The 25,480-nt window shown below is 37.7% G+C and carries 16 protein-coding genes, 1 pseudogene and 1 riboswitch; of the genes and pseudogenes, 2 read left to right on the forward strand and 15 right to left on the reverse strand.

Annotation, left to right across the window (positions count from 1 at the left end; genetic code table 11):
* Positions 1-97: 97 nt before the first annotated feature.
* From V7138_RS01210 to V7138_RS01270, 13 genes and pseudogenes are all read right to left on the reverse strand, one after another.
* Positions 98-1,366, reverse strand: a complete 1,269-nt coding sequence (locus V7138_RS01210; RefSeq protein WP_335393491.1) for a cation:dicarboxylate symporter family transporter — start codon at positions 1,364-1,366, stop codon at positions 98-100.
* A 119-nt stretch (positions 1,367-1,485) separates the two neighbouring features.
* Positions 1,486-1,642, reverse strand: a riboswitch (cyclic di-AMP (ydaO/yuaA leader).
* A gap of 206 nt (positions 1,643-1,848) precedes the next feature.
* Positions 1,849-3,567 (reverse strand): sulfate adenylyltransferase, encoded by a 1,719-nt coding sequence (locus tag V7138_RS01215; RefSeq protein ID WP_335393492.1) that lies wholly within the window; start codon positions 3,565-3,567, stop codon positions 1,849-1,851.
* 86 nt (positions 3,568-3,653) lie between these two features.
* Entirely contained in the window at positions 3,654-5,189 is a 1,536-nt protein-coding gene (locus V7138_RS01220; RefSeq protein ID WP_335393494.1) for a solute symporter family protein, read from the reverse strand.
* 13 nt (positions 5,190-5,202) lie between these two features.
* Entirely contained in the window at positions 5,203-5,532 is a 330-nt protein-coding gene (locus V7138_RS01225; RefSeq protein ID WP_335393496.1) for a DUF485 domain-containing protein, read from the reverse strand.
* A 137-nt stretch (positions 5,533-5,669) separates the two neighbouring features.
* A complete protein-coding gene (locus V7138_RS01230; protein ID WP_335393498.1) occupies positions 5,670-6,422 on the reverse strand; it encodes a LytR/AlgR family response regulator transcription factor in 753 nt (250 codons plus the stop codon).
* Positions 6,419-8,188: a LytS/YhcK type 5TM receptor domain-containing protein gene (locus tag V7138_RS01235; RefSeq protein ID WP_335393500.1), complete on the reverse strand. Its 1,770-nt coding sequence runs from the start codon at positions 8,186-8,188 to the stop codon at positions 6,419-6,421. The genes V7138_RS01230 and V7138_RS01235 overlap by 4 nt, the downstream gene beginning before the upstream one ends.
* The gene (locus V7138_RS01240; RefSeq protein WP_335393502.1) at positions 8,176-9,729 is read right to left on the reverse strand and encodes a solute symporter family protein; all 1,554 of its coding nucleotides are present in this window, start codon (positions 9,727-9,729) and stop codon (positions 8,176-8,178) included. Before V7138_RS01240 ends, V7138_RS01235 begins: the two co-directional genes overlap by 13 nt.
* The gene (locus V7138_RS01245; protein WP_335393504.1) at positions 9,726-9,998 is read right to left on the reverse strand and encodes a DUF485 domain-containing protein; all 273 of its coding nucleotides are present in this window, start codon (positions 9,996-9,998) and stop codon (positions 9,726-9,728) included. Before V7138_RS01245 ends, V7138_RS01240 begins: the two co-directional genes overlap by 4 nt.
* Positions 9,999-10,209: 211 nt before the next feature.
* Positions 10,210-12,141 (reverse strand): DUF2075 domain-containing protein, encoded by a 1,932-nt coding sequence (locus V7138_RS01250; RefSeq protein WP_335393506.1) that lies wholly within the window; start codon positions 12,139-12,141, stop codon positions 10,210-10,212.
* A 353-nt stretch (positions 12,142-12,494) separates the two neighbouring features.
* Complete coding sequence (gene mcrC, locus V7138_RS01255) at positions 12,495-13,544, reverse strand: 5-methylcytosine-specific restriction endonuclease system specificity protein McrC (protein WP_335393508.1); 1,050 nt, start codon at positions 13,542-13,544, stop codon at positions 12,495-12,497.
* 5 nt (positions 13,545-13,549) lie between these two features.
* Positions 13,550-14,389, reverse strand: a pseudogene (locus V7138_RS25230) (AAA family ATPase); the annotation flags it as partial.
* A 1,961-nt stretch (positions 14,390-16,350) separates the two neighbouring features.
* Positions 16,351-16,854: a competence protein ComK gene (locus V7138_RS01265; protein WP_335393512.1), complete on the reverse strand. Its 504-nt coding sequence runs from the start codon at positions 16,852-16,854 to the stop codon at positions 16,351-16,353.
* 106 nt (positions 16,855-16,960) lie between these two features.
* Positions 16,961-17,308: a helix-turn-helix domain-containing protein gene (locus tag V7138_RS01270; RefSeq protein ID WP_335393515.1), complete on the reverse strand. Its 348-nt coding sequence runs from the start codon at positions 17,306-17,308 to the stop codon at positions 16,961-16,963.
* A 539-nt stretch (positions 17,309-17,847) separates the two neighbouring features.
* On the opposite strand from V7138_RS01270, the gene V7138_RS01275 reads away from it, so the two are divergent.
* Both V7138_RS01275 and V7138_RS01280 read left to right on the forward strand, forming a co-directional pair.
* Complete coding sequence (locus V7138_RS01275; RefSeq protein WP_335393517.1) at positions 17,848-18,042, forward strand: DUF2922 domain-containing protein; 195 nt, start codon at positions 17,848-17,850, stop codon at positions 18,040-18,042.
* A gap of 93 nt (positions 18,043-18,135) precedes the next feature.
* On the forward strand, positions 18,136-18,225 hold the full coding sequence (locus tag V7138_RS01280) for a YvrJ family protein (RefSeq protein ID WP_335393519.1): 90 nt from the start codon (positions 18,136-18,138) through the stop codon (positions 18,223-18,225).
* A 465-nt stretch (positions 18,226-18,690) separates the two neighbouring features.
* On the opposite strand, the gene V7138_RS01285 is transcribed toward V7138_RS01280, so the two are convergent.
* On the reverse strand, positions 18,691-19,791 hold the full coding sequence (locus tag V7138_RS01285; RefSeq protein ID WP_335393521.1) for a PD-(D/E)XK nuclease family protein: 1,101 nt from the start codon (positions 19,789-19,791) through the stop codon (positions 18,691-18,693).
* Positions 19,769-25,480, reverse strand: a complete 5,712-nt coding sequence (locus tag V7138_RS01290; protein WP_335393523.1) for a DEAD/DEAH box helicase — start codon at positions 25,478-25,480, stop codon at positions 19,769-19,771. Before V7138_RS01290 ends, V7138_RS01285 begins: the two co-directional genes overlap by 23 nt.

Here is a 25,480-nt window from a genome sequence, read left to right on the forward strand (position 1 = left end):
TGCAGGCTGTTATCCTAATTTTGAAGATGTTATTTTTATACAAAAAAATAAGCACATTTCTATTGTTTAGAAATGTGCTTACTTGATTTAGTATATATTAAGAAGCTTGAGCTTCAGTTAGCGTTTCAACTTTAGCAGGTGGTTTGTATTGACCTTCCCATTTCGCAACAACGAGCGCTGCTAATGAATTTCCTACTACGTTAACCGCTGTACGTCCCATATCAAGAATACGGTCAATACCCGCGATAAAGGCTAACCCTTCAGCTGGTAAACCAATTGTACTAAATGTCGCTAATAGCACAACAAAGGAAACTCCAGGTACTCCTGCCATCCCTTTAGATGTGACCATCAAGACCAACATAAGCGTAATTTGTTGACCAATGCTTAGGTGAATTCCATACATTTGGGCAATAAATAATGAAGCGATGGCTTGATATAGAACAGATCCATCTAGGTTAAAGGAATAACCTGTTGGAATGACGAAAGTCGCAATATGCTTCGGGCTTCCGGCTTTCTCCATTTTGTCCATAATTTTCGGAAGGACGGTTTCTGAGCTTGCTGTTGAAAAGGCCAAGATGAGCTCTTCTTTGATCATCTTCAGTAATTTAAAAATATTAAGCCCAATGAATTTAGCCAGTAAGCCTAACACAACAATCACAAAGAAAATCATCGTTCCATATACAGTAATCGCTAATTTCCCTAATGGAATAAGGGATGCAAACCCATATTTAGAAATTGTTACACCGATTAATGCAAATACACCAATTGGGGCATACTTCATAAATAAGTTGGTTACATAGAACATGGCATTTGCCATACCTTCAAAGAAACGTAAAACAGGTTTTCCTTTTTCACCAATTGCTGCAATTCCTAGACCAAACACGACCGCAAAGAAGATAATCGCGAGCATATCGCCTTCAACCATTGCTTGGATTGGATTGGTCGGAACAATATGAAGCAGCGTATCAGTAATCGATTTGCCTTCTTGTTCCTCTGATGTGTTGACATAACCAGAAATATCACTTTGCTCTAGCTTGTCCATATTTAAACCAGCACCGGGCTGAAAAATATTGGCAGCAATCAAGCCGACTGCAATCGCGACTAATGTCATGCCTATAAAATACGTTAGGGACTTCGCACCTAACTTCCCAACTGATTTCAAATCACCTACACCAGCAATCGCAACGATGATACTTGAAAGCACGATTGGAACAACAATCATTTTAATTAGTCGGATAAAGAGATCTCCGAATGGCTGTAATACACTTTGTGCCGTTGGACTTCCATAGAAGATCCCACCGACGATAATCCCTAATACAAGACCAATAAAAATTTGAGTCGCTAGACTTAATTTGAACTTTTTCATAAATTACCTCACCCTCTTGTTGTTTTTTTTGACGTATTACCTTAGGTAAGGGAAACAAATGAATACGATAATTCTCCACAAAAAAAGCGGCAAGTGCCGACTTTCGAACTCTATCGTTCTCGTTCCCACTAAATTGCTTACGAGGTTAGCTTTCAGGTTAGGACTATCGGAAACACTGAGCCCCTTCTTTTCAGAATTCACCTATAACGGAAACGTATCCGTGTAATTATTGGGTCCCCCGCTCTTATTAAAAATAAGATTAAGCATGAATCAACTAATTGAATTCTATCATTAAAATACTATTTTAGTAAAGAATTTGTTATTTCCAGTGGGGGTGTGGGAGTGTCAATAGGGCGAAAATAACCTTTTAAACCATAAAAAACGACGTTCCGATTGGAAAACGTCGTTATCTAGTCCATTGGTCTGGATTGTGAAAAAGGTTATTTTTATATAATTATCGTTCAATCTATTATTTTATATTTCTATTCCTCATCACTACCCCGATATCTCTTATATGGAAGCGGATTCCAGGTTCGGTATTCGAGGTCATCTTTACGTAAGGCAGCAGGAATATCGTCCAATATTTTCTTCGCTACCTCTAGTTCACGCTCAGCTTCTGATTTATCCTGGTATAAAAATTCATCAGACGCTTTTTCCAAGGCTCGACTCACTTTTACCTCCAAGTTTTCAACGACCATTTGTTGCTGACGAGAAATCGATTCGCGCGCTTCTGCTACCCAAGTCGGCTGGACAGAACGAAGGTGGTCTGTGACATAACTAAATTCTTGAAAGACTTCCTTATAGACACGGTCTGCATTTTCGCGGACATCCTTAATCGCTGCTTCTAAATCGTCGATTGTGAGCTCAGACACCTCTAATGGACGCTTGCGTTTGGAACCACCGATTCCCTTTGAATGGAGATAATAAGGAAAAATAGACTTTATCGTTTTTCCAACAGGAGCAATAGCAAGCCCATCCTCGTCGACACCTTTAGGCTGCACACCTTGCATGGCAATCCGAGCAGATTCCGGTCTTACAATTTCCTTCGGCGGCAACACACCATATCTTAGTAATTCACGGATACCTGTTCCAGAAATATTGATGCGGTACCGATCATCGTGCGGACATGTCTGCTCGGTTGCTGGGCTGTCACAGCGTGTGCAATAGAACACTTCATGGAATAACCGAATATCGATGCCTAGTTCTTCATTTGTAAACGTATCAAATATCGTGTGACTTGCATACTTATCATAATAATCCCCAACACCTGCATGATCTCGGCCAATCAATGCATGGGTACACCCGTAATTTTTCATAATAAGGGCATGGAGAACCGCTTCACGAGGACCTGCAAAAATATAGGTCACACGCAGTGGTGAAAGAATTGTTCTCTCCTTTGGATAATACGTATCAAGCACAGCCTGATAGGATAACATACGGTATTCATGTCGAGTATATTCACGCTTGGCCATCTCAACTAGCGGCTGAACAAATAAGCCATCCATTTCCTCAAGTGCATTACGATGAATATATTCATGACCGCGATGCAATGGATTTGCACCGGTAATAAAACCTCCGACCGATTTGAATTTTTTCTCCTCATAGAATAGTTTCCATGTATCCTTCGGTTCGATCCGCAAATTTTCAAATGGCCCCCAATGGACACGGCGAAGTAACTGAATAGGACCACCTAATGCCGTTTCCCCCATTCTTCGATAAATGGAATCAACTCCAGGGTGATTACGGTCAGTCGTGCCAAATAATTGTTGGGCCCGAAATTCTCGGTCATAGTCGAAAATATCATCTAATTGTAAGATCGCGACTGGCTCCTTCGTTTCATCGACTAATGCGACCTCATCTCCCACAGATAGGGTCTGAATCACTTGCTTATTTCGGTCGCCAATCGGTGCGAAGCTTAGGGGCACTGGCCAAACAAGTCCATTAGCCAGGCGCCCTTCTGTTAATACGGATTTGTAATCTGTTTCAATCATAAACCCTTCATTTGGAGAGAGTACACCTGTGGCAATCATTTCAAGCGTTATGACAGCCTCCAAATCAACCATGATGTATGGAAGCTGCTTTGCCCGCTCCATCGCTTGATCTCGTTCTTCTCCAGTTAAAACACGGTTAACTAATTTCCCCCCATGTGGCTGTTGTGGATACCTTGTCACTTTCTCTTCCACATTTATATCTTGGTTCATTACCAATCCACTTCATCCCTTTACTAAATTTTTTACGACGTTTATATTCAATCCCCTTATATAAAACGCGGTATTCTACTAAACTCTTATTCTGCTTTTTTAAAGCCAGTATGTGCGCGGACAGCCACTTCGGCATAGCGCTTCACATCATTTTCTTTCGAGAAAATCGTTCCGAGATATCCACCAAGGAAACCTAATGGCACACTAATAAGTGCAGGATTATCTAATGGGAAGATTGGATTCCCTACAAATAGTGCCGCCCCTTCAACAGGTGAAAATACACTAGGACTCATTGATACTAAAACTAAGGCTGAAATTAAACCGGAAAGAATTCCCCAAATGGCTCCCGATGTATTAAAGCGTTTCCAATATACGGTGTATAAAATAACAGGCAGATTCGCACTGGCTGCAATACAAAATGCTAACGAAACGAGGAAGGCGACGTTTAAGTATTGAGCACCTAATGACAATAGGATCGATAATACAGATACACCTAATGCTGCATAACGTGCTGCTAGCATTTGCTCTTTCTCAGTAATCTTTCCTTTTTTAATGATTTGTCCGTAAATATCATGTGCAAATGCAGATGCTCCTGATAACACAAGACCCGCCACAACCGCTAAGATTGTCGCAAATGCAACTGCAGAAATGAAGGCAAATAAGATATTACCGCCAATTGCCTCAGCTAACAGTGGTGCAGCCATGTTACCACCTTTATTGGCTGCGAGAATTTCACTTTCCCCGACATAAATAGCAGCCCCAAAGCCAAGGAATAACGTTAAAATGTAAAAAATTCCGATTGTCCAAGTTGCTGTAATAACCGAGCTTCTAGCTGTCTTTGCATCCTTTACCGTGAAAAAGCGCATCAGGATGTGCGGCAGCCCAGCTGTTCCAAGGACTAAAGCAAGCATTAATGAAAGTGTTCCTAACGGATTTGTATATTTAATTCCTGGATTTAAATAATCTGCACCATGACTCGTTGCCGTTTTCACTTCTGTAAACATGGCCCCGATATTAAAGTTAAATTTGAGAAGGACTAGGAAGGAGATGACAATCATTCCGGCCATCAATAGTACAGCCTTTGTAATTTGTACCCAGCTCGTTGCAATCATTCCACCAAATAGAACGTAAATCGTCATCATAACCCCAACAATTAACACGGCTATCCAATATGGAATCTCGAATAAAAGCTGGATAAGTGCGCCCGCACCCACAAGCTGTGCAATCATATAGAAAAGAACAATCGTAATTGTACTAAGAGCCGCAGCCCCTCTTACTTTTTTCGCCTCAAAACGAGAATTGATCATATCGGCTAATGTATACTTACCAAGGTTACGCAATGGCTCTGCCACTAAAAACAAGACAACTAAATAAGCAATTAAAAATCCGATACTATAGAAAAATCCGTCAAACCCTTGTAAAGCAATCATTCCGGCAATACCAAGGAAGGATGCTGCCGATAAATAGTCACCAGCGATTGCTAGTCCATTTTGCCATCCAGTTAATCCACCACCTGCTGTATAAAAATCTCCAGTGGATTTCGTTTGTTTTGCTGCAATATAGGTAATGACAAGCGTCAGAATGACGATTGCGAGAAAAAGAGTTACTACGATAGGATCCATTTACATTCCCCCCTTATTTTAACTGCTCATCAATAATTTGTTCGGCATCTTTATCAAATGAAGAAGCTTTTTTTACATAGATGCTACTTAACACCCAAACCATCACAAACTGTGAAACGGCAAAAATCCAAGTCCAAGAAATATCTCCAATGGCTGGGCTGTTTAAGAATGTTGTATAGGAGGTGAAAATAGGCAACAAAAAGTAAAAAATCATGAAAAATACGGTCATCGGAACGATAAATGCTCTTTTTCTTCGCAAAAATTGCTTAAACTGCGGACTGCTTTGCACCTTTTCATAATCTACACTTTTCTTCTTGCCATAAGCGAGTTCCTTTTGGGCCAAAATCAACCATCCCCTTCCGTTAGTTTATAGATAATTATATATATTACGAATATTATATAATCGAAAAATGAATGAACGGTTGAAAATGAAGGGTGAATGGTAAAGGTTGGCTGGTGAATGGTTTTAGACATTGTTCCTCATTTGAAAAGAGTAAAAATAGATTTACTCGCAGACCGGCTAACAGGGATTTTTGTTCGATTTTTATCCTTTAGCGTCAAATTACACGTTCCATTAAACCATGGCGTGATTTCTAAAATATGATTTAGATTGACCAAATAACTGCGGTGGGCACGGAAAAACATATGACCAGCCAGCTGATCCTCTAATTCTTGTAAAGTCATCCGACTCATGATGACCTTATCCTCAGTATGAACCTCTAATAAACGGTTGTTTGGTACAGCGTAGTAAATCGAATCAGGAGCGACGACCACCATCCGTTCTCCATCATCAATTAAGATCTTTGACTTCATCGTTGGTGCTTTTTTCTTCTCTGTTGCTTCACTCCTCTTCTCTCGATTCGCCAAGCTTTTGCGAATGCGGTTCATCGTCCTTCGAAATCGTGTTTCATCATAGGGCTTTAATAAGTAGTCAACCGCCTCTACTTCAAACGCATCCATGGCATACTCATCATATGCCGTCGTGAACACAAATAAAGGAGTTGTGTCTGTCTCCTGTTTCAAAATATAGCGTGCTGCTTCGATTCCAGTCAGACCGGGCATCTCTACGTCAAGAAAAATAACATCCGGCCGATGTTCGGCATATAACTCTATTAATTGTTCTCCCGTTTCTGCATGCGGAGTGAGGATAATTCCCTTCTCATCCTGCAATAAATACAGCAATTCCTTTCTTGCCATCATCTCATCTTCAGCAATCATCGCACGAATATTCATCCCATCACCTGCTTTTCTTCATATTGATTTGGTATTGGAATTGAAAACTTCACTTCACTGCCCCCATTAGACAAATTGCGAATATGCAATCTCGCAGACTCTCCTACTAAATGAACCAATCGTTCGTTCACATTATAGATTCCGATTCCCCCATTATGATCACCGACTAATGGCTGATGACTGACAATCGGCAGAATATGTGTAGGAAAACCTCTGCCATTATCCCGAACTAAAACGGTAAGTCTCCCATTCTCTTTTTCTATGATAATATCAATCTTTGCACCATCGATTACATTCTTTAAGCCGTGTTGAACCGAGTTTTCAATCAAAGGCTGAATGGTTGATGGCGGAATATAAATAGGGGGAAGATCTTCCGGTTTTTCAAAAGTAATGTCTAATCTTCCTTTAAATCGTTCCTGAATAATAGAGGTATAAGCTTCCGCATGCTCACACTCTTTTTCAAGCTCAACCAGTGATTTCGATACTAAGCGCAGATTAAACCTCATAAAACTTGCTAGCTGCAATGTGATGAGACGAGCCTTCGCTGGGTTTTCCCGGAACAAACCCGCAATTAATTGAAGGGTATTAAATAAAAAATGCGGATTGATTTGTGCTTGTAAATTCCTTAATTCGGCATCTCGAATATGTGCTTTTAGTTTTTCCGCTCCAAGCATATTCAATTGATCGGAAATAAATTGGCCGAGCCCTTGTGCCATCATCAGTTCAACTGGAGAAATATGCTCTGCATTACGAAAATGGAACGTAATTAGATAGGTCACTCGATCATCTTCTATAATAGGTATGAAAATAGCAGCCTCAAGACTGCATTTTTTATGAGTACACATGAGATCTGCTTTCACATGTGTAACCTGGATTTTTTTCAATTCAATCGCCTTTTGTGCTGGATGTGCGATAACTGGATCACCCGAATGATGATGATCTTCTCCTAACCCTTTATGAGCTAAGACCTCCTTTTGATCTGTAATCGAAACAGCTGCAAGCCTCAGGCGACTATGTAATAAATCCGCTAAGCCGTTTGCCACCTCAAGAGGAGAGTCCTTTTTTAAAAAAGGGAGTGCCTCCTTCGCAATGGTTAATGCTTGTTTCGAGGCTAAAGCCGCCTCATTTTCTTGTTCACGCAGGACAATTCCAATCATCGCTGTAAAAATGGCAATCGCTGCACTATTGGATAACACAAGTGGTAACCCAATTGTATTAACGACTGAAATCATATCGATTTGATTTGAGTACATAATGAGCAATAATTGCATGTGCAATATAGGAGGAAACACGCCAATAAATAAAGCCTTCAGCGGAGAAATGACGCGTTCGTTGGAAAAAAAGCGTGCCGTTAATCCTGCCAGTAAGCCTGTAATCGGATTAACAAGGGCATTTGCCAATGCCCCGACACCACCAAGAAAAAGGAGATGAATCCCGGTAATCAAACCTGCACCCAAACCAAGGATCGGCCCTCCCAATAAACCCGCAATGACGATTGCAACAAGACTCATGCTAACAATTAGGTGTTGCTCCCCAACTGGAAAAAGAACTAATTGATGACCGAAGACCCCATTCTCGTCGATGACAATCCCTGTAAACGTACTGGCGATTCCAAATAAGCCAAACACCCCGGCATGGACGAGTGACATCTTCACACTATACGTCCGATAGAGTAAAGATCTGAAGCCAGGTGTCCGTGTCATCACAAATGCAACAATAAGAAGCAGGCCCAACCGTTCAAACAAAATGATCGTTAAGCTTTCCATTTCTTTTCTCTCCTTGAGGCGATGCCGGACTGTGCTTGAATCGTAAACTCGTTAAATTCTGTGATGGACTGGGACTTCTTCCTTGAAAAAATGGTTCCTAGATATGCACCAAGAAAGCCAATCGGAATGGTGATAATACCGGGATTATAGAGAGAAAACACGGCCTCTTCTCTAATCCATCCATCAGTTGGGTTCATAATGTAAGGACCTAACATAACAAAAAACAAGGAAGCAGCCAGACCCGTCACCATCCCCGTCATAACTCCCACCTCGGTAAAGCGTTTCCAATATATCGTTAATAAAAGAACCGGGAAAATACTAGATGCCGCCACAATGAACGTCATCGATACAAGAAAGGTGACATTAATGGTCTCCAAACGTAACGAAACCACCGTGGAAATCAATCCGATTCCTAAAGCCGACCAACGGGCAGCCCGCAATTGCTCCTTCTCAGTTGATTTTCCTCTTTTTAAGATGTGATGGAAAATATCATGGGAAAAAGCAGTCGTCGCGGAAATTACAAGCCCTGCCACAACCGCTACAATCGTTGTAAAAGCAATCGCCGAAACAAACGCCAACAAGAAGTCGCCACCGACTGCCTTCGCAAGTAAGGGTGCAGCTAAATTACCGGTTGGATCCAGTTCCATGAGCAAATCATATCCCAAGAAGGCAATCGTCCCAAAGCCTAAGACAAGAGTCATGATATAAAAAGTGCCAATAATCCAGGTTGCGCTGATGAGCGATCTGCGAACCTCAAATGTATTACTAACCGTAAAAAGTCGGATTAAAATATGTGGCAATCCGGCTGTACCAAGCACGAGTGCAAGCTGGAGCGACAAAAATTCCAGTGGATTGTCATATAAATTTCCAGGAAGGAAAAAGGTTTCTCCTAATGGCGTGCCTGTTTTTACCTCTGCAATTAACTTCCCAGCATCCCAATTAAAATGAGAAAAAACGATAAGGGTGAGCAGAAACGTTCCTGACATCAGAAGGACGGTCTTCACAATCTGCACCCAAGAAGTCGCAATCATCCCACCTACAACGACGTAAATCGTCATTAATCCCCCGATGACAATAACTGATATGGAATAATCGATATCAAGCAGCAAACGAAGCAGAAATCCTGAAGCAACAAGCTGAGGGATGATATAGAGAATCGAGATGATCACCGTACAAAATGCCATCATTAAACGCATCTTCTCACTTGGAAACCGGGAACACATAACATCGCCAAGCGAATACTTCCCAAGGCGATGAATCGGTTCCGCAATTAAAAACAAGACAACTAGATATGATACTAAAAAGCCAATCGAATATAAAAAACCATCATAGCCACGAATCGCCACCATTCCAACGATACCGAGAAAAGAGGCGGCACTGATGAAATCGCCTGCAATCGCCATGCCATTCTGAAAACCGGTTAAGGTCCCAGCCGCAATATAAAACCGATTCGTTGTGTTACTGCGCTTCGCTGCCCAATAGGTAATAATCAAGGTACAAACAATAATATAAATAAGGAATAAAAAATAAGTAGGATTCACAAGTATTCCTCCTGAAACTCTTCCATCTGTCGATCAAGCTTTTTCGCCGTGACATGATAAAGGCTGCAGAAAAACCACGTCATCGGAATTTGCAAAAAGGCATACACCCATGCCCAAGGAATATGAAAAAGAAAGCTTGGCCGATTCATCACATCAGGAATGAAAATAAGAGACAACGGAAGCAAAAAATAAAACAGCAAGGCAGTCGCCAACGCATACATCATCGAATGCCTTCTCTTACGAATCAAAACTAAAATCCGCTCCTCCATTCCCCTTCCACCCGCTTTCAAAATCAGAAAAATCAGTATAATATTTCAATTCAAATCATACAGGAAGGTTGGGGAGTTGTAAAGGTTGGGAGAGTAGTACTATTAGGTCAACAGGACCTTTTCTATAAAAAAAGAAAATGCTCATAAACGTTGTTTTTCCAACATGCATGAGCCTTCCTAAATGGATCCATTATTCTAATATGTAATGTAATTAATAACCTTCCTTTTCCTCCGCCGCCTTCAAATTACCGAATCCTTTTTCACTGTACATACTTATCCTTTTCAATCGGGATCTTAAATACTTTTCCAAATACTTGTCGGTACAGAAAACATAACAGCCTTTTTGTCCTCTAGTCATTAATGTACGATAGGTGTTTCGAATTATTTTATCTGCGGTTTCTCTTGCTTCCTCGGGCTTTTCCTTAAGCATTTTCTTTATTCCTTTGAGGGATTGATCAGTTTTAGCACGTTTCGAGTAATCCGTGATTACTTGTCCATTTTCATAGCGTAAGTCATCACCGATAATAACACCAACATAATCAAACTCTAACCCCTGACAAGTATGAATACATCCTGCTTCATGTATTGAGTTTTGATCAATAGCCCATGTGGTTGTACTGTCTAGGTTCCAGCTCATACCAAAATTATATTCTTCAATTTTAATATCATGATAATTCGATTTTGTACGGTTACCTTTAGGCCACTCCCAGCAATAACCTGAAACAATTCTAGATTTGTTTTTGATTTTATTTTTCTTTTCAATCTCTCTCTTCATCTCATTCGGATCTGAAAACACCTTGAAATCATAGTCTAAGCCCATATCATTGGCATTTGCTGTTTCACGAATCTGCAAGACATCATCAAGCCAAGCGATATACCCATCTGAACCGTCACATCTAAACTGTGAAGCTAGAACTCCCGATGTCACTTCTGCTCCATATTCTTTTGCATATTTTCTAATCATTTCTATGCTTCCAATGTCCTTCAAGGTTACCCGCTGATTTTCGTCAATAAAGAATACAGACATTCTAGCAGTATGGATGATTTCTTTTACCTGGTTCTCTCCCAGATTTTGAAACATCCCTGACTTTTCATTAAGCCGATGGGCTTCATCCACGATCAATACATCTAATTCATCTTGTTCAGACTCTGTATAGCTTCCAGAACCTTTAAAAAGGTTATCAATCCTTGTTTTTCTAAAATCACCTTTTAGCTTTGTGGAATATACATTACGAGGTGCTGAGTTTTTTGTCACGTATTGACATGTCATAGCTTTATTCGTCAATGCCACTAATAAATTGATAGCTAAAACAGATTTTCCTGTACCAGGACCACCTTCTATGATCATGACTTGTTTAGTGTCCGTTTTAATTGCTCTCTTTGCTAACTGAAGCGCAGTCTCATAAAATACCTTCTGTTCATCAATCATGACAAACTCTTCGTTACCCTTTAGCATGTTTGCTAATGAGTCCTGGAGTGATTTTGAAGGTCTAATTCTTCCTTGCTCGATTCGATATAAAATTTCCTTTTGATCACCGTACTTTATGTATTTTTTTATAAAACTTCGTAGTTTCTCAACCTCACCTTTTGCATATACTGGTGCAAGGTTAAGATAGTAATTATAATGTTCATCAGTTAACGGATCATTTGGGCGGATTCGATAATTATGTAAATAGGCACATGGCTTTAGTTGAATGAATTGTTCTTGCACGTTTTCATTGTAATCTTCAATTAATGCCGCATAGGACCAGGCTTGATAGGATGGATGCGTTACTTCATGCAATCCGCGGTTAATGGCAGTTTTAACAATTGCCTCTTTCCCCTCAACCTTTTGTACCTCCGACCATTGTTTCAGTTCAACAATAACCACAGAATCTTTCTCCCCATCATGTCCTGATAGAAGAAAATCCACTCGTTTTGATGTATATGGAATCTTATATTCGATGGCCACACCAGCATCATCCGGAATTGATTCATCATTTAGAACACGATACATATGTAACATCGAATTATCCCAGGACCGAATTTCCGACTCACTTGTGCGTCCTAATTTCAATTCAAATTGATTCAGAATATGAGAAACAAGTACATCTTTATCGACATGATCAAGAAATTCTTGTTTGCTTGCTTCGTAGACGATCATTTATGGACCCTCCGTAAATGTAGTATGAATATTTTACCATATCTATTAAGTAAGTTTAAAAATAAGTAAAAAAACAGAGCGCATATTTTAACACTCTGTTAGTGCATTTCTTCTATTGGATATCGTTGGTCGGGGGCGTAATAGCAGTCAAAGTATTGATTTTATAAGGTTTTTCAGTTAACTAGCGTAAAATCTTGCTTAAAAAATATGATAGCACTCACACAAAGTTCAATCTTGCGTCAGGCTAACCAGTGGATCACAAATCATATCACAGTTGATTACATCTGAAAGGTAACTTTGAAATACATCCCCCTTCACGAAGGCTTTTACGCAGTGCACTAAATCTAAAAAAATCACCCCACAATCCCTAGCAATCTATCCTCAATCTCTTCCCAGTCCGTTCCCAAATTTAACGTTAGAACAGAGATACCTTTTCCGCCGATTGGAAATTTGGCGTTTAATTCTTTTTCAACTGTTGGGTATAAAAGTACACCATTTTTCTTTCCTGCGAACTGGCTATTGTTTAGATAAGCATAAATTTGATACAGGTGATTGGTCCTGATTTTATCTAAATCACTCCAATTACTAGAGACAAGGGCTTTAGGATAATACTTCGTATCGATAATGAGCTGTGTATTTGCTACTTTGTTTTCCACTACAATGTCTGTACGCATTTCCGGTAGCATGTGTATCACTTCTTCATCAACTTCTTCTCCCAGGTCCCAGTTGATTTTCGGAGAGTGTACACGATAAACTAATGCCTCTAAATGAGTTCGATAAAATTGGAGTACGAACTTTTCATACAACTTACTCATTTGCTGGTCCCTAATGAAATCTGCAAACTCCAAGTTACCATTTGACTCTTTAGCGATAAGTCCTTTATAAATTAACTCACTAACATTCATCAGCATTCGGTAGTGTTTGTTATTGCGATGATATCTTAATTTGGAAAACAAAACTGGCGAGAATACAACATCGTCCACGTCAGAAAAATGCAACCGAAACTTCAAAAGTTTTTTCTTTAAATCGTTATTTACTTGGGGTGCCTTCAATAACAAAAAAAGTGTAGTTTTAATGATTCTATTCAGCATCATTTTTTCAGAAAAATGGTCATAGTCACATACCATCCTGCCATGTTGAAACGTTTGTTGTTTCAATGAATCCCCGATGCTTATTTTACCCCTCAGCGTGGATAGGGACTCCGTCTCTTGAATATAATGACGATTGAGTCCTCTTTTAATGAGATTACTCGTGCCGTTAATATAAATTCTCGCTAATAAGTTATGGATTGTATCAAACTTCTCACTTCCACCAAACACATTACCTGACTGATCCAAGACATTCCACGCATAACAAAGCATATGGTAAATATTTTTTATTGGTATTTTCGGTTCGTTACTCATGGGAATCACCGTAAAAGCTCGTCAATGTAGTTATTCGCCTTATCTTCCTCATCAAACCAGTATTCCTTCACAAGGGGTTCAATTTCGTATTTAATAACTTCGTTGTACCAATTATCATTGGCTTCGTAATCACAGAAATAGCTGTGACCAATTCGAAAACCATTTCCGAGATTAGCATCATTGGTGATTTCTACATTTAGTCTACCAATTTTGATTATTATTCTATTGATTAATTCTTCACTAGCCCCTTTATCCAATAAATATTTTTTAAAAGCTTCTGTATGAAAAGCCGGCTCAAGTTCAAAGAAAGAAAATCTTCTTCTCAAAGCATAATCAATCATCGCCAAACTTCGGTCAGCTGTATTCATCATCCCAATAATATATAGGTTTTTTGGAACAGAAAAAGGTTCATTCGAGTATGTGAGTGTTAACTCTTCCCCCCTTTTATCACTTTCGATTAGCATCATCAGTTCACCAAAAACTTTGCTCATGTTCCCTCGGTTAATTTCGTCAATGATAAAGAAGTATGGATTAGCTTGATCCTTAGATGCCTTTCGACAAAATTGATAAAACGGTCCCTCCTTTAATTCAAACCCAGAACCATTGGGACGATAGCCCATTATAAAATCCTCGTAGGAATAGCTCTGATGGAATTGGATCATCCTTATCCTTTCTTCATCCTGCACACCCATCATGGAATAAGCTAGCTTTTTAGCAGTGAAGGTTTTCCCTACACCAGGAGCCCCTTGCAAGATAAGATTTTTCTTTCTTAGTAATAGAGACACAACAGTTTCATAGTCCTCTTCATTCAGGAAAACTTCATTAAGAAAGTCTTCCTTAGTGTACGTTTCCAATACAGGCTCTATTGGCTCTACTGACGCAATACCCTCTTTTGGAGTTGTTAGTTCTCCACTCCAAGATTTGTAAGAAAGCTCTGGAAACGTATGCACTGGATATCCTTCGTCTTCAAATTGACTTACCATAAATTCAATCAGATTTAAATATTCAGAACCTGAACATGTTTTCTTTGATGAACCCGTTGGGATGGAAATGTTTAGTTTTTCCTTTAAGGTATTCCTTGTATTTTGATCTAATGGGAGGAAATCCCAAGGCTTTATCCAATATAACGCAAATGTTATATTCCATTGAATACCGTATTGCTGCGTAACTTGATCAAACATATTAATAAACTTAACCTTATTTTCTTCGGTAAATTCATCTGCATATTCGATTGCAGCATCAAATAAAGACCATAAGAGGTCAATATCCGATACTTTCCTATACGCTTCCCCCCCAAAGAACCATGCATTCATGTTATTAAGAGTCGGAACTCCGTAGAAGGTCGATGGGATCTCTACCTCCACTCGTAGTAATTTAGCCAATTCCTTCATGATAGCACGCCTATTTTCATCCGTAATCCCTTTGTTAAAAAGTCCGAAAACTGTAAATGGACAAATATCCTCCAACTGCCCTTTCGTCCCACCAACTTTTGTTTCGATTAACGGATTATTCAATTTAAGTTTTTCAAACATCGCATGGAGCCCTTTAACCAAGTCGCTACGGTCCTCTTTATATTTTAACAATGCCTTCGCGGCTGCTTCGTAAAAGCTTGTCCATTCATAAAGGGAATCTCGTTTCTCCCCAAAACGATCCTTCCAATAAGGATGATTAACAAATCCTTTGATAAACTGTTCTTTATTATGGAAGGTAAAATCAATTAAATTTTTAGTCATCCAGTCCTTCTTCTCTTCCACTCTCCAGATTGTATTTCGGCTAGTGAAGAAGTACCATTCTTTTATTGGATTGACCAACTTCCAATCGACGGCTACTCGCTTTCCATCATGAAAATTTTTCTTAACAACACCGATAGCCTTTATTGCCATTACTGAAGCCATATTCCCGTAATTTTCAAATGGCAAATTATACTTTTTTACATAGGAGGATTTTATGGCTATAAGATCCCCTTCTTTAATTAAATTTACCTGGTCAGTATATTTGTCATCATAACCATTCTCCCAAATACCATCAATAATAAATCGTTGTAACTGATCCTTCGTACCACCATACGAAGCTCCGACAAACCAGGCAACGGTCCCCTCTTTACTATTTGATTTAAGATATTCAGCATACTTAATCAAAGCTGCGGAAAGTGCACCATTCCCATACTTTAAATTGACTCTTGAAAAATCTGAATGATTCCTAATAAGCAAAGTGATTTGTTGAAACTCCTCTGAAGAATGAATGTTAAACAGGTCATGGCTTGATAATGGCAAATTATCTAACTCCTTGCAGGCACTGCTCAAGGCTCTTATGTATTCTTTCTTGGTCAACTCCGTATATGGCTTTCCATTGGATTTTACCTGATTATTAAGCCAATGAATAAAATCATTTTTTAAGTTAATCCCTGACATTCCTATTACCGCCTTTGTTTTTACCCTATTCTATATGTACTAATTTCTAAATTTTCCATAATCTATTATACAGTTATATCATTTACTTATAAAACTTTAACCACTGTATTTTGCTATTACATAAAATAAATTGTTATTTTGCACTACTTCAGGATATTGGACAGTAACCAGCGAATACAATTTCTTTATTCTTTGAAACAATTATTAACTATTACTTCTAACGAAAGCTAACATCCAACTATTTACTCTAACAGTTAGCCTTGATGCTCTCCTAAAATATCCTCTTCAGTCATAGTGCGAGAGAAGGAATAAAAAATAATATCATTTCTTTTATTAGGAGATTTTCGTTCATTAGTGATAGCCATCCTTTTTGTGAAATTTTTTCGAGGTTTGTTTTAAATTCCAACCATTGAATGCGCTCTCATTTGTTCCGGTATTGAATATTGTAATATACACATTGCTGTACGTTGGTATTGTTTTTGTAATACATAACAAGATTCATTCATGGAAAGTGATTGGTTATTTTTAAAATAAATAATGGATTGAATGGTTGGACTTGAAATCTTTGCTGGAGCAATTGCTTTGATTTGGTGGAAGAAAATCCAGTTGCACTCAAACGTGGTTGGAGAATGAGTTGGAAATGCGAAGATCTTTCTTCGAGGGTTAATCGGGATTGGTACCTTTTGTATTGCACCCGTTAAATGGATAACAGCCTTTCGTCTTCCTTCATAGGAAGCCCCACCTTCTAGGCAAGCTGTTTTAATAATTTGTAAGGGTGTTTGTCTAACTAGAATCTTCCTGTCTTCCTCAAGGACAATTGCTGAATATTCAATTTCAGCCACTGACAGAATTGCCTCGGTTTGAGGATTAATTTCATAGAATTCTTGAATTTGATTCATGGGGTTCTCTCCTTTTTGGTGTTGTTTTTTCGGGGATTTTATTTATAAAAATAGCAGTATAATCAGAGGATGCTTTTAATCTAAGGTGAAAGAAGTCGAATTTTTCTTATTTCCTCGAACGGATATATTCAAGTGTTTTGATAAGAATCTTCATAATTTTCAATAGATCCTTCTGTAATTCTATTGGCTTATTTTCAAGTAAATCTATCAATGATAAAAGAATTTGCGGGTTTTTAATATGTTTCACATCTTCATAAGGTGTAAACAGTTGTGAAGGTGAAATTTCTAGAGCCTGGCAAATTCTCTCTAAAGTTACTAGTGAAACGTTAGTTTCGGCACGTTCAATTTCCCCTAAATGCTTTGTTGTAATATCTGCTAATTCTGCAAGTCTTTCTTGTTTTAACTTTTTCTCAGTTCGAAACTTTTTAATCCGTTGACCCACTAATTCATACATAAAATCACCTCTAAAATTAGTAAATCCTAGAAGAAATAAAAAGTGAATAACCTATGGGGTTGTATTATTCAAAAAACTACCTATTAGGTTGCTTTTTTGAGTAAAATTTTTTAGAGAATCAATTATTAGAAATAATTAATAGTTTTTCTTTCCGTTTTTGATAGTTAATAACTCGTCTAAATAGAAAGTGAAAATAAAAAGCAACAAGTCCATTTAAAGTGTTTTTAAATTGAGTGTCCCTCTTCTACCTTTCTATCTCTATCACATATGTGTAAAAAAGGTTAGAGACATGCCAGCAATGCAGTGTATTCAACGTACACAGTTACGCTTTGTGTTTAAAAATGGGACTGATGATAAAGGAATGATGATTTAAAAAACTAAAACTACAACAACATCAACCCATTCGTAACAGCTGATGATTTATATTCAGTAGCCGTTGCAATTAAAAAACTTCAATGTTTACAGCATGTAAGCTTTGACCGTAATAACAGCTATTCGTTAGCTGGTGACGGACAGTAAAATTGAAACTATTTTAAAGAATGGGGGAGCAAAAAAAGCAATTTATTAATGAGGATGGAAAGACTTCAACAATTTTTATTGAAAATCCAATAGCACCCGTTGATACAGAAGCACTTTCCGTAGTAAGGGATCTGATTGTATCAACCAGTACATTTATTAAAGCAGGTGGGCCGATTGTTGAGAAAAAGGCGCACGAGTTGTCGAGCCAATGTTGAAACAGTTGAACTATTATTTTGATTGAGCCAGCTCTCCTTTTAGGAAGTTGGCTCTACTTATTTAGAGGTAGGTGGAGTTTTAGGGAGTAAATGATGCCTTTTATTCAAGAGGTGGGCTTTCCAGTAGTCGTGACATTCTATCTTTTGCATCGGAGATTGAAACGAAGCTTGATAGTATCATAGACTCGATTCAAATGCTAGCACAAAGCATGAAGGCTGAACCACCATATGAAACGAAGAAAAATACCCGAATAATTGTATTTCTACTTCCTAGAGTATTTTGTCGAATAATTTATCCTATAAATAAGCCCAGTATCATACATAAAATAAGTTCTTATGGTAATCTTAATCTTACAATTCTCAAATATTACTCTACGTGTTTATAGTTTCAATAGAACTTTATTTATTATGTAAAATTCCTCGTTCTTAACTTAATAGGTATTTAAATCTAACAAATATTTTATACCCATTAACCCAAACCTATGAGCAGAAGTTTTTTACTTATTAAAATCTTATTATTTATATTTTTTTTCCTATTATTTATTTTTTTATTGTTATTTTACTGCAAAAATAAGAACCAGCATTTTTAAACACTGGTTCAATATTTAGTACTATACTAATTTATTTGTGAGGGCAATGCAAAGTAAATTAAGTAAATATTGTTGTTAAAATATTCTCGCGAAAACAATTCTCGTTTTTATCGCTCGATAAATTGTAGATACTTAAAAAACCACCTTCCATGATTCGATGCCTATCTGGTTTAAGCCCCCTAATTTTATAGGTGTTAAGTCCCGATTTAATTTTAAGCAAATATGTGCCGTTACCTAATGTAAATAGGCTCTCGAATTGCCCCCTTATATCATTGTTCCAATTTAATTGGGGATATTTTTCTCTTGCTTTCCAATATTCATTACATATAGGTCGGACACTGCAGTATTGGCAATTTTCAGGAGCTGGTTTGGCTAAATGTTTTTGTAATTCTAGGTAGTCGTTAAATCTTGTTATCAAATCGTTAACACGATAAAACAACTCTCTTGCTTGTTTTAGTATCTTAACACATTCATCTTTGTTGTAATTAATAGAAAGTTCTTCCCCATTAATTCCTTGAATTTTTAACGCACTCGGCCATTCATTTAAATTTTCATAAAATAATGCTGCATAAATTAAGAGCTGATATTTATAAGCATCTTTAATTTCCATTGTGTTCTTATCAAAAAGTATCCCTGTCTTATAATCAATTATTTCATAACCTGATTCAGTTAATAAGACCCTATCTAAATAGCCGCCCACTATACCATCTTCAGTCTGATACCATTTTTCAATTCCTTGAAATAAGTTAGAATTTGATTTATATTTTATTCCTCTATTAATCATTAAACTTGAAGCCTTTTTAAACAATACCCTTTTCTTAATCTCAAATTGCTTAACTGTTTTGCTTAAAGGAATAAAATGCTTTTCTCTTTCAGACTTTAACAGGAGCTTTTCTACCTCTGATAGTGCCATTAACCACCCATTTTCAAAGTCATCTGGCTCATTGATTAATCCTGAACCAACTTTTTGCAAAAACGAATGTGCAGCAAGTCCAAAATACGTATTCGGAGATGAAGGAAGTAGCTTTTCCAACCCATTTGATACTACTACTTCCCTAAAACTACATAACTGCATATCAAAAAATCTGCTTGCTGGGATCCTTTTTAATGGACTTATGTTTATGGATGATGGGATTTTACCACCAGGCATCATTTTCATCCATACTTCCTCCTAATAATTCATGGCACCATCCAGGGCGCCTTGCAAGATTAAAAGTATCTATAAAATCGATGTTGTCCATATTTGCTCCTGCAGCAACTATAGCATCTGCTAAGATTCCATCAGAGTTATTTTTGTCCCATAGAGGATGAACGATAATAATATTTCTATTTCCAGCTTTTATTCCTGGGATTCCTGCCCATTCGGTTAGTTCATAATCGAAAAAATTAGCAAATTGGTTTGCCAGCATCTCTGCAAAGCCAATCCACCCTTTTAATTCTGGAGTTGAAAAATCCCCATTTAGCCCACACTGGTATTTTTTATCATACATACTCCTTAAAAAGGCTAGCCCCAAACGCCAATCCAATAATCCATGGTACTGCATATTTCTATAATTCATTAAACAACTATAACATGCAGTATCACATTGATGCCTTTCACTTGTTAGAAAGTCCATAAATGAGTGCTTTCCATTTGGTTCAACAATGTTTTTTAACACGGTTATCCAATTATTTTCTAACCAACGTACAAAACCTGCACCATTTGGCAACCTATCACTAAAGATTATTTCCCCAACAAAACTTCCATCATCAACTTCAGACCTTAAACACTGGGAGATTTCAATTTCATCGGCATCTATATCTAATTCTTCTGAAACCACAGAACGAAGTAAAAATCCTGCTGAATATAGGGACGCTTTGGCTGTTATGTTTATAGGATCAAGATTTAATCCTTTATTATTAGAAATTGGTTTGATTCTTAATAAATCAGTTGTTTTGGCACTAGCAATGCCTAATTTTTCACTTGTAATGAAATCCTGATCACTTGTATACTTATAATCTTCAAGTATCCATTGACCTTTAAAGGTAAAATGTTTTACGACTCTGTCACTATTATTTCTTGTATGATTAGTAGTTATATGACCGCCTTTAAATAAGTTTCCGTTGTTGTCATTAATTCTCCAAACACGTCCATCATTGTTTAAACTAACCTGAGAATTGGTACCTATTACATTATTAAAGACAACCTGTTTTCCTTCAGCGATACTCGATGGAGCCCCAGAAATAGCCCCTCCTTCTTCCCTAGCATCTTTTCCCTTAGAAAGATCGGTTCTAAATGCTAGGGGTATTGCAACATTATATATTTTAAATTTTTCACCTATACTTTCACCACAGTTGAAGCATTCTTCTAAGTTTTCATCTACTTTCATATAACCACAATTCGCACAGTGTGCAATTTGATACCTATTTTTCTGTGGTAATGGATCTTCAATAGATGGTTGCCATTTTCCTTCTACTTTTAGAAGTGGAGAAGTGAATCCTACTGAAGTGTGGATTGCCTTATCTTTTGTTTTCTGTGCGCCAGGAGCAAATTCACTTATAGCTAATTCAATATCTCTATCAATAGTAAGAGGTTCATTTGTTTTACTATCAAAACCATGATACAAAAGCCTTGTACGGGTTGGCATACCAAACATTGGGAGTTTCGCCCCTTCTGAAAGGCATTCTGCAAGCCCTTCCCCAACTAATTCGGGATTACTTGCACATTCATCAATTTCCCTTATTAATTCTTCTTGCACATATTTTAATAACTTCTCTACAGTTTCTTTATCGGCTTGCCAACTTGGAAGTAAACAAACAATAATATCTTCAATATCATTTTTATTAGACCTTAGCCATTTATCAATCGCGTCCCTATTGGCACCCCAATTAGATTTATAGCCGAATTCTCCGTGTGAATCCGGAGGGCTCTCCGGTCCATCCCACCATCGAAGACCAATAGTTTTAAAGGCTTGCCTTAAACTTTCCTTTACCAAAAGCCTCTTAATTATAGGCGGTTGATCGATCGTAACAAACGGAACTGGAGGTGGGTCACCTGTTATTGCAGAGGGATTCTCAAAATAATGGTCATCATGGCTTCTGCCTCCCCGGCATAGAGTTAATACAAATGAGAAAGCTTGACCTCTTCGCCCAGCACGACCTACACGCTGTTGGTAATTGAACCGCATTGGCGGCATATTTCCTAGCATAACTGCTTGAAGACTACCAATATCTACGCCTACCTCCATAGTAGTAGTCACACTTAGAATATCAATCTCGTCGACTTCTTTAACATTGTTACTTCCCTGGGTATTCATTAAAATGCCTCTAAATAACCGTTGACGTGCAGCCTGGTCATCTGTTTGGGCGGTTAATTCTTCCGCATGTAATCTGATAGGTAGTCTATCATCTGTTGCCATATGAGCCAAGTAATTTTGCTGCATTAATTCCCGACACGTCCCCTTAATTTCATTTGGGATCTGTGTATAACAATTAGTACAAATATTGGCAGATAAATGTAGATGTGGTCTTTTACAATTAGGGCATTCCCAATAAGGGTCATTTTCCGCCGCAACTTTTAATAACAGTTTATCGGTAGAAATAATAGCACCAGAGTGTCCTGATTTTATTAATAACTGAAGGACTTTCTCCCCTACAACCGCGTGAGCGCTCGAAGGAAGTCCTGATTGCCCACAAACATTGCTTACATATTGCTTTACTGAACTTCGTGCATTTTTGTATTCAACCCAGTCATCGATGCGATAATCCGAGCCTTCGTGCCGATAAAGATCACCAAGTATTCTCAGAACTGAATTACAAATTTCTTTCAATTTACTAGACTCAATTCCTAATGAACTTGAGCTAGCCTCCAACAAAGTATCTTCAATGTTTATAATGGGGTATCCAAGCCCAGAAGATTCAAATCCGAAATACAATCTGCTGAATAACAACTCAGATAATTCTTTTCGAATCTTAGTATATATTTGGTTCTTATAAGAATCCGCCTCAGGCGGTAAATTGCTCCTCCACTTTTTATTTTCAAAATCAAAAAGTTCCGTCCAGCGGTGATCGTGGTTTCCCCACCAATAAGATTGATATTTAATATCGTTCCCAGCTGGGTTTACCCCTAAGCCTAGGAGCCTAGATATTATTCTTCCACAATCATCTGTAGACGCTGTATTGATTAACTCATTACAATGCACGATTAGTGTTTCCCTCTTATTACGAATTTGCTCTAACTCTGCTAAAGCAGTTTCATAATATCCCCTGTATGCCGGAGGTGGTACTTCTTTTGTTTGTTCCAATAACTCAGTAATTCTTTGCTTCGCCATAGGATAAGCACTGATATATTGCATAGAAACAGATGAGAGTGTATTCCCCTGTTCTAAATCAGCTAAAAGTTGCGTTTCTCCAATTGTAGCTAACCGAAGTTCATCTACCACCACTTCTCTAAATAAATCTTTGTAGTGATTACGTTCAACCCCATTTGATATTTGAGCTGCATCTTCCCTGCTATCCGAAAAAACTACTAACTTTTTTTCATTCTTTTCAGATAGTTGATGGAACAATTCTTTTGATAGAATTTGGCTCACTTTTGAAAAACCCGTTCGGAACCCCCGAATTGGGCTAGTTAAATATTTTCTTTTTGAGTAATCAGCACTACAACAAGGACAAATAGATGGCAATGCATTAAAGTCTTCTGTTTCATCATTATTAATTATAAAATTGTAGCCTTTAATATTTATTGATGGATTCTTATTCGCATCTTCATGAGTCATCATAACGCTGCCAGTTAATGAACTAAGGCTAGCTGGCTTCCATTCACCCTTTGCCTTCCCCCATTCCTTTTTTCTTTTTGGTTGATTCCATGAGTAAGCTTCTTTATGCAATTCTTCAGCCTCTGTCACGGGCCAAAAAATTGTATACTCTTCGTATTTTTTTTGTTCAACCATATTCTTTTTGTTACGGTCTGGTATTCCTTCGATATCAGGAGATGTTATAAGCATCTCAAATTCTCCATTTTGCAATACCAATCGATTACCACCATAAAAAACCGTTCCACATTGTTCACAGTATAAGAGATCTAGTATCCTTCTTCCCTTATCATCAATGATATTTGGTTTAGAAAATAATTTTCCTACTGATCTCGTTTTATTATCGATGTCTTCTCTAGCAGTAGATGCCCACAGCCCTTCTATATTCCTAAAAAACCAATGGAAACGAAAGGATGGTAAACTGCTCATATCTTTATTATCACAAAGAGCCCTAGCCTTAAATAATCCACTAACTGCATTTTTTCTATCTTTAATACTTACATTTGGACCAAATATTTTTTTAGTGAAATCACTAATTGATACAGCTCGTATTTTTTTGCCGCTCATACAGGCATTTAGAAGTATATTAGTTAAATTCAAATCCTTTGATTCCAAAAAGTCTTTTAGTGTCTCACCACTTGGTTCTTTAGAACCCAAACTAGTTAATAGGTTGTAAATTGCTTGATCAGGATTTTCTTCAATCTCTTCATTAAATTGAATAAACGGTTTTGATGGCAAGAACAGGTCATAATTGGAAGAAGGTATATATTCAGGTATGCCTGAAATAATTTCAAATTTTTCCCCTTCTATTCCAAAAAAGTCTTTTAAAAACTTCCTACTATCAGCATCATCTGGTTCAAGGGATGCACTTGATGCTAAAATACGTAACTGCGGGTGGTCTGGTTTTAAATCTAAACGCTTTAGTAAGAGTTTTAATAAATATGAAACTTCTGCACCTGATGTACCACGATACATGTGCAGCTCATCAATTATTAAATGAAAGACATTTTCTTTGCTTTCTTTAAGCCACCTCTTTGTCTCTTCAAATATTCCATCATCCACTTCCCGCATCATCATTATGCTTAGCATTGAATAGTTTGTAATTAATATATCTGGTGGGGAATCTTGCATGTCCCATCGGGATCTCATTTCTGAACCATCAAGTCTTGGGAAAAAAAACGGGATTTCAGGATCACCTTTCTCTTTTGAATATTGAAGAGCAGAAATGCTTGTATTCTCTATTTCTTTCAGTTTATTTGCTAGCTCCTCTATTTTATCCTTATTAGGATTTCCTGTTTTTTTAAATTCATGACCCGCGACAGGGGTCATTCCGTTATATCTACCAAAATAAATTTTATTTCCCCCAAGGTACTCATCATAGAATTTTCTGGCATCTTCAGAGTCTAATGCCTTTCTTAAGCGGGTTAATTGATCCTCAACTAATGCATTCATTGGGTATAATATTAAAGCACGAACACCAGATTGCCTCTTCTCATGCTTCCTTTGAGGAACCCGATAAGATCTTTTAATTCTACGTGTTTTTCCAACTTGTGGATTGCACTGATTTTGCCACTCTGAGCTTTTCCACCAATCGTCGGCATGGGGTTCTTTTTGTACAATAGTTCCCCACTTACTAGCTTCTTTAGACAAATAAGCGAAGAGAGGCAATAAAAATGATTCAGTTTTACCTGAACCGGTCCCTGAAGTTATAACACAATGCTTTGAAGATAATGCTTCCGTTAGCATCCGGGCTTGGTGGGTATATAAGGGAATTTCAGGATTAAACAGACCACTTTCTACTAATTTTTTAAATAAATTTATCTCTTCTGAAGTAAAGTTAGGAAGATCTTTGTTGGTTAGGTCCTTTATTTTCTTGTTTGAACTTTTATACCTTGGCAATGGTTCAATCCATGGATCTTGTGCCAGAACACCTGGGTTTAAAAGCAATTCCTCCCTCTCTTTTTCTAGTGAAGGGAAACTTGTGCCAAATGCGGTCTTAATATATCTAGTAAAATTTTGCTTAATCTCCTCAAAAGCTTCTATTGGACTACTCAT

Source organism: Bacillus sp. JJ1533, assembly GCF_036965045.1.
Lineage (GTDB): Bacteria > Bacillota > Bacilli > Bacillales > Bacillaceae_L > Ferdinandcohnia.

What these genes read in the sequence shown, in the direction of transcription:
- V7138_RS01210 (WP_335393491.1), bottom strand. Translation starts at nt 1,366, where the DNA reads ATGAAAAAGTTCAAATTAAGTCTAGCGACTCAAATTTTTATTGGTCTT.
- V7138_RS01215 (WP_335393492.1), bottom strand. Translation starts at nt 3,567, where the DNA reads ATGAACCAAGATATAAATGTGGAAGAGAAAGTGACAAGGTATCCACAA.
- V7138_RS01220 (WP_335393494.1), bottom strand. Translation starts at nt 5,189, where the DNA reads ATGGATCCTATCGTAGTAACTCTTTTTCTCGCAATCGTCATTCTGACG.
- V7138_RS01230 (WP_335393498.1), bottom strand. Translation starts at nt 6,422, where the DNA reads ATGAATATTCGTGCGATGATTGCTGAAGATGAGATGATGGCAAGAAAG.
- V7138_RS01235 (WP_335393500.1), bottom strand. Translation starts at nt 8,188, where the DNA reads ATGGAAAGCTTAACGATCATTTTGTTTGAACGGTTGGGCCTGCTTCTT.
- V7138_RS01245 (WP_335393504.1), bottom strand. Translation starts at nt 9,998, where the DNA reads ATGGAGGAGCGGATTTTAGTTTTGATTCGTAAGAGAAGGCATTCGATG.
- V7138_RS01250 (WP_335393506.1), bottom strand. Translation starts at nt 12,141, where the DNA reads ATGATCGTCTACGAAGCAAGCAAACAAGAATTTCTTGATCATGTCGAT.
- mcrC (WP_335393508.1), bottom strand. Translation starts at nt 13,544, where the DNA reads ATGAGTAACGAACCGAAAATACCAATAAAAAATATTTACCATATGCTT.
- V7138_RS01265 (WP_335393512.1), bottom strand. Translation starts at nt 16,854, where the DNA reads ATGAATCAAATTCAAGAATTCTATGAAATTAATCCTCAAACCGAGGCA.
- V7138_RS01270 (WP_335393515.1), bottom strand. Translation starts at nt 17,308, where the DNA reads ATGTATGAATTAGTGGGTCAACGGATTAAAAAGTTTCGAACTGAGAAA.
- V7138_RS01275 (WP_335393517.1), top strand. Translation starts at nt 17,848, where the DNA reads ATGGGGGAGCAAAAAAAGCAATTTATTAATGAGGATGGAAAGACTTCA.
- V7138_RS01280 (WP_335393519.1), top strand. Translation starts at nt 18,136, where the DNA reads ATGCCTTTTATTCAAGAGGTGGGCTTTCCAGTAGTCGTGACATTCTAT.
- V7138_RS01285 (WP_335393521.1), bottom strand. Translation starts at nt 19,791, where the DNA reads ATGAAAATGATGCCTGGTGGTAAAATCCCATCATCCATAAACATAAGT.
- V7138_RS01290 (WP_335393523.1), bottom strand. Translation starts at nt 25,480, where the DNA reads ATGAGTAGTCCAATAGAAGCTTTTGAGGAGATTAAGCAAAATTTTACT.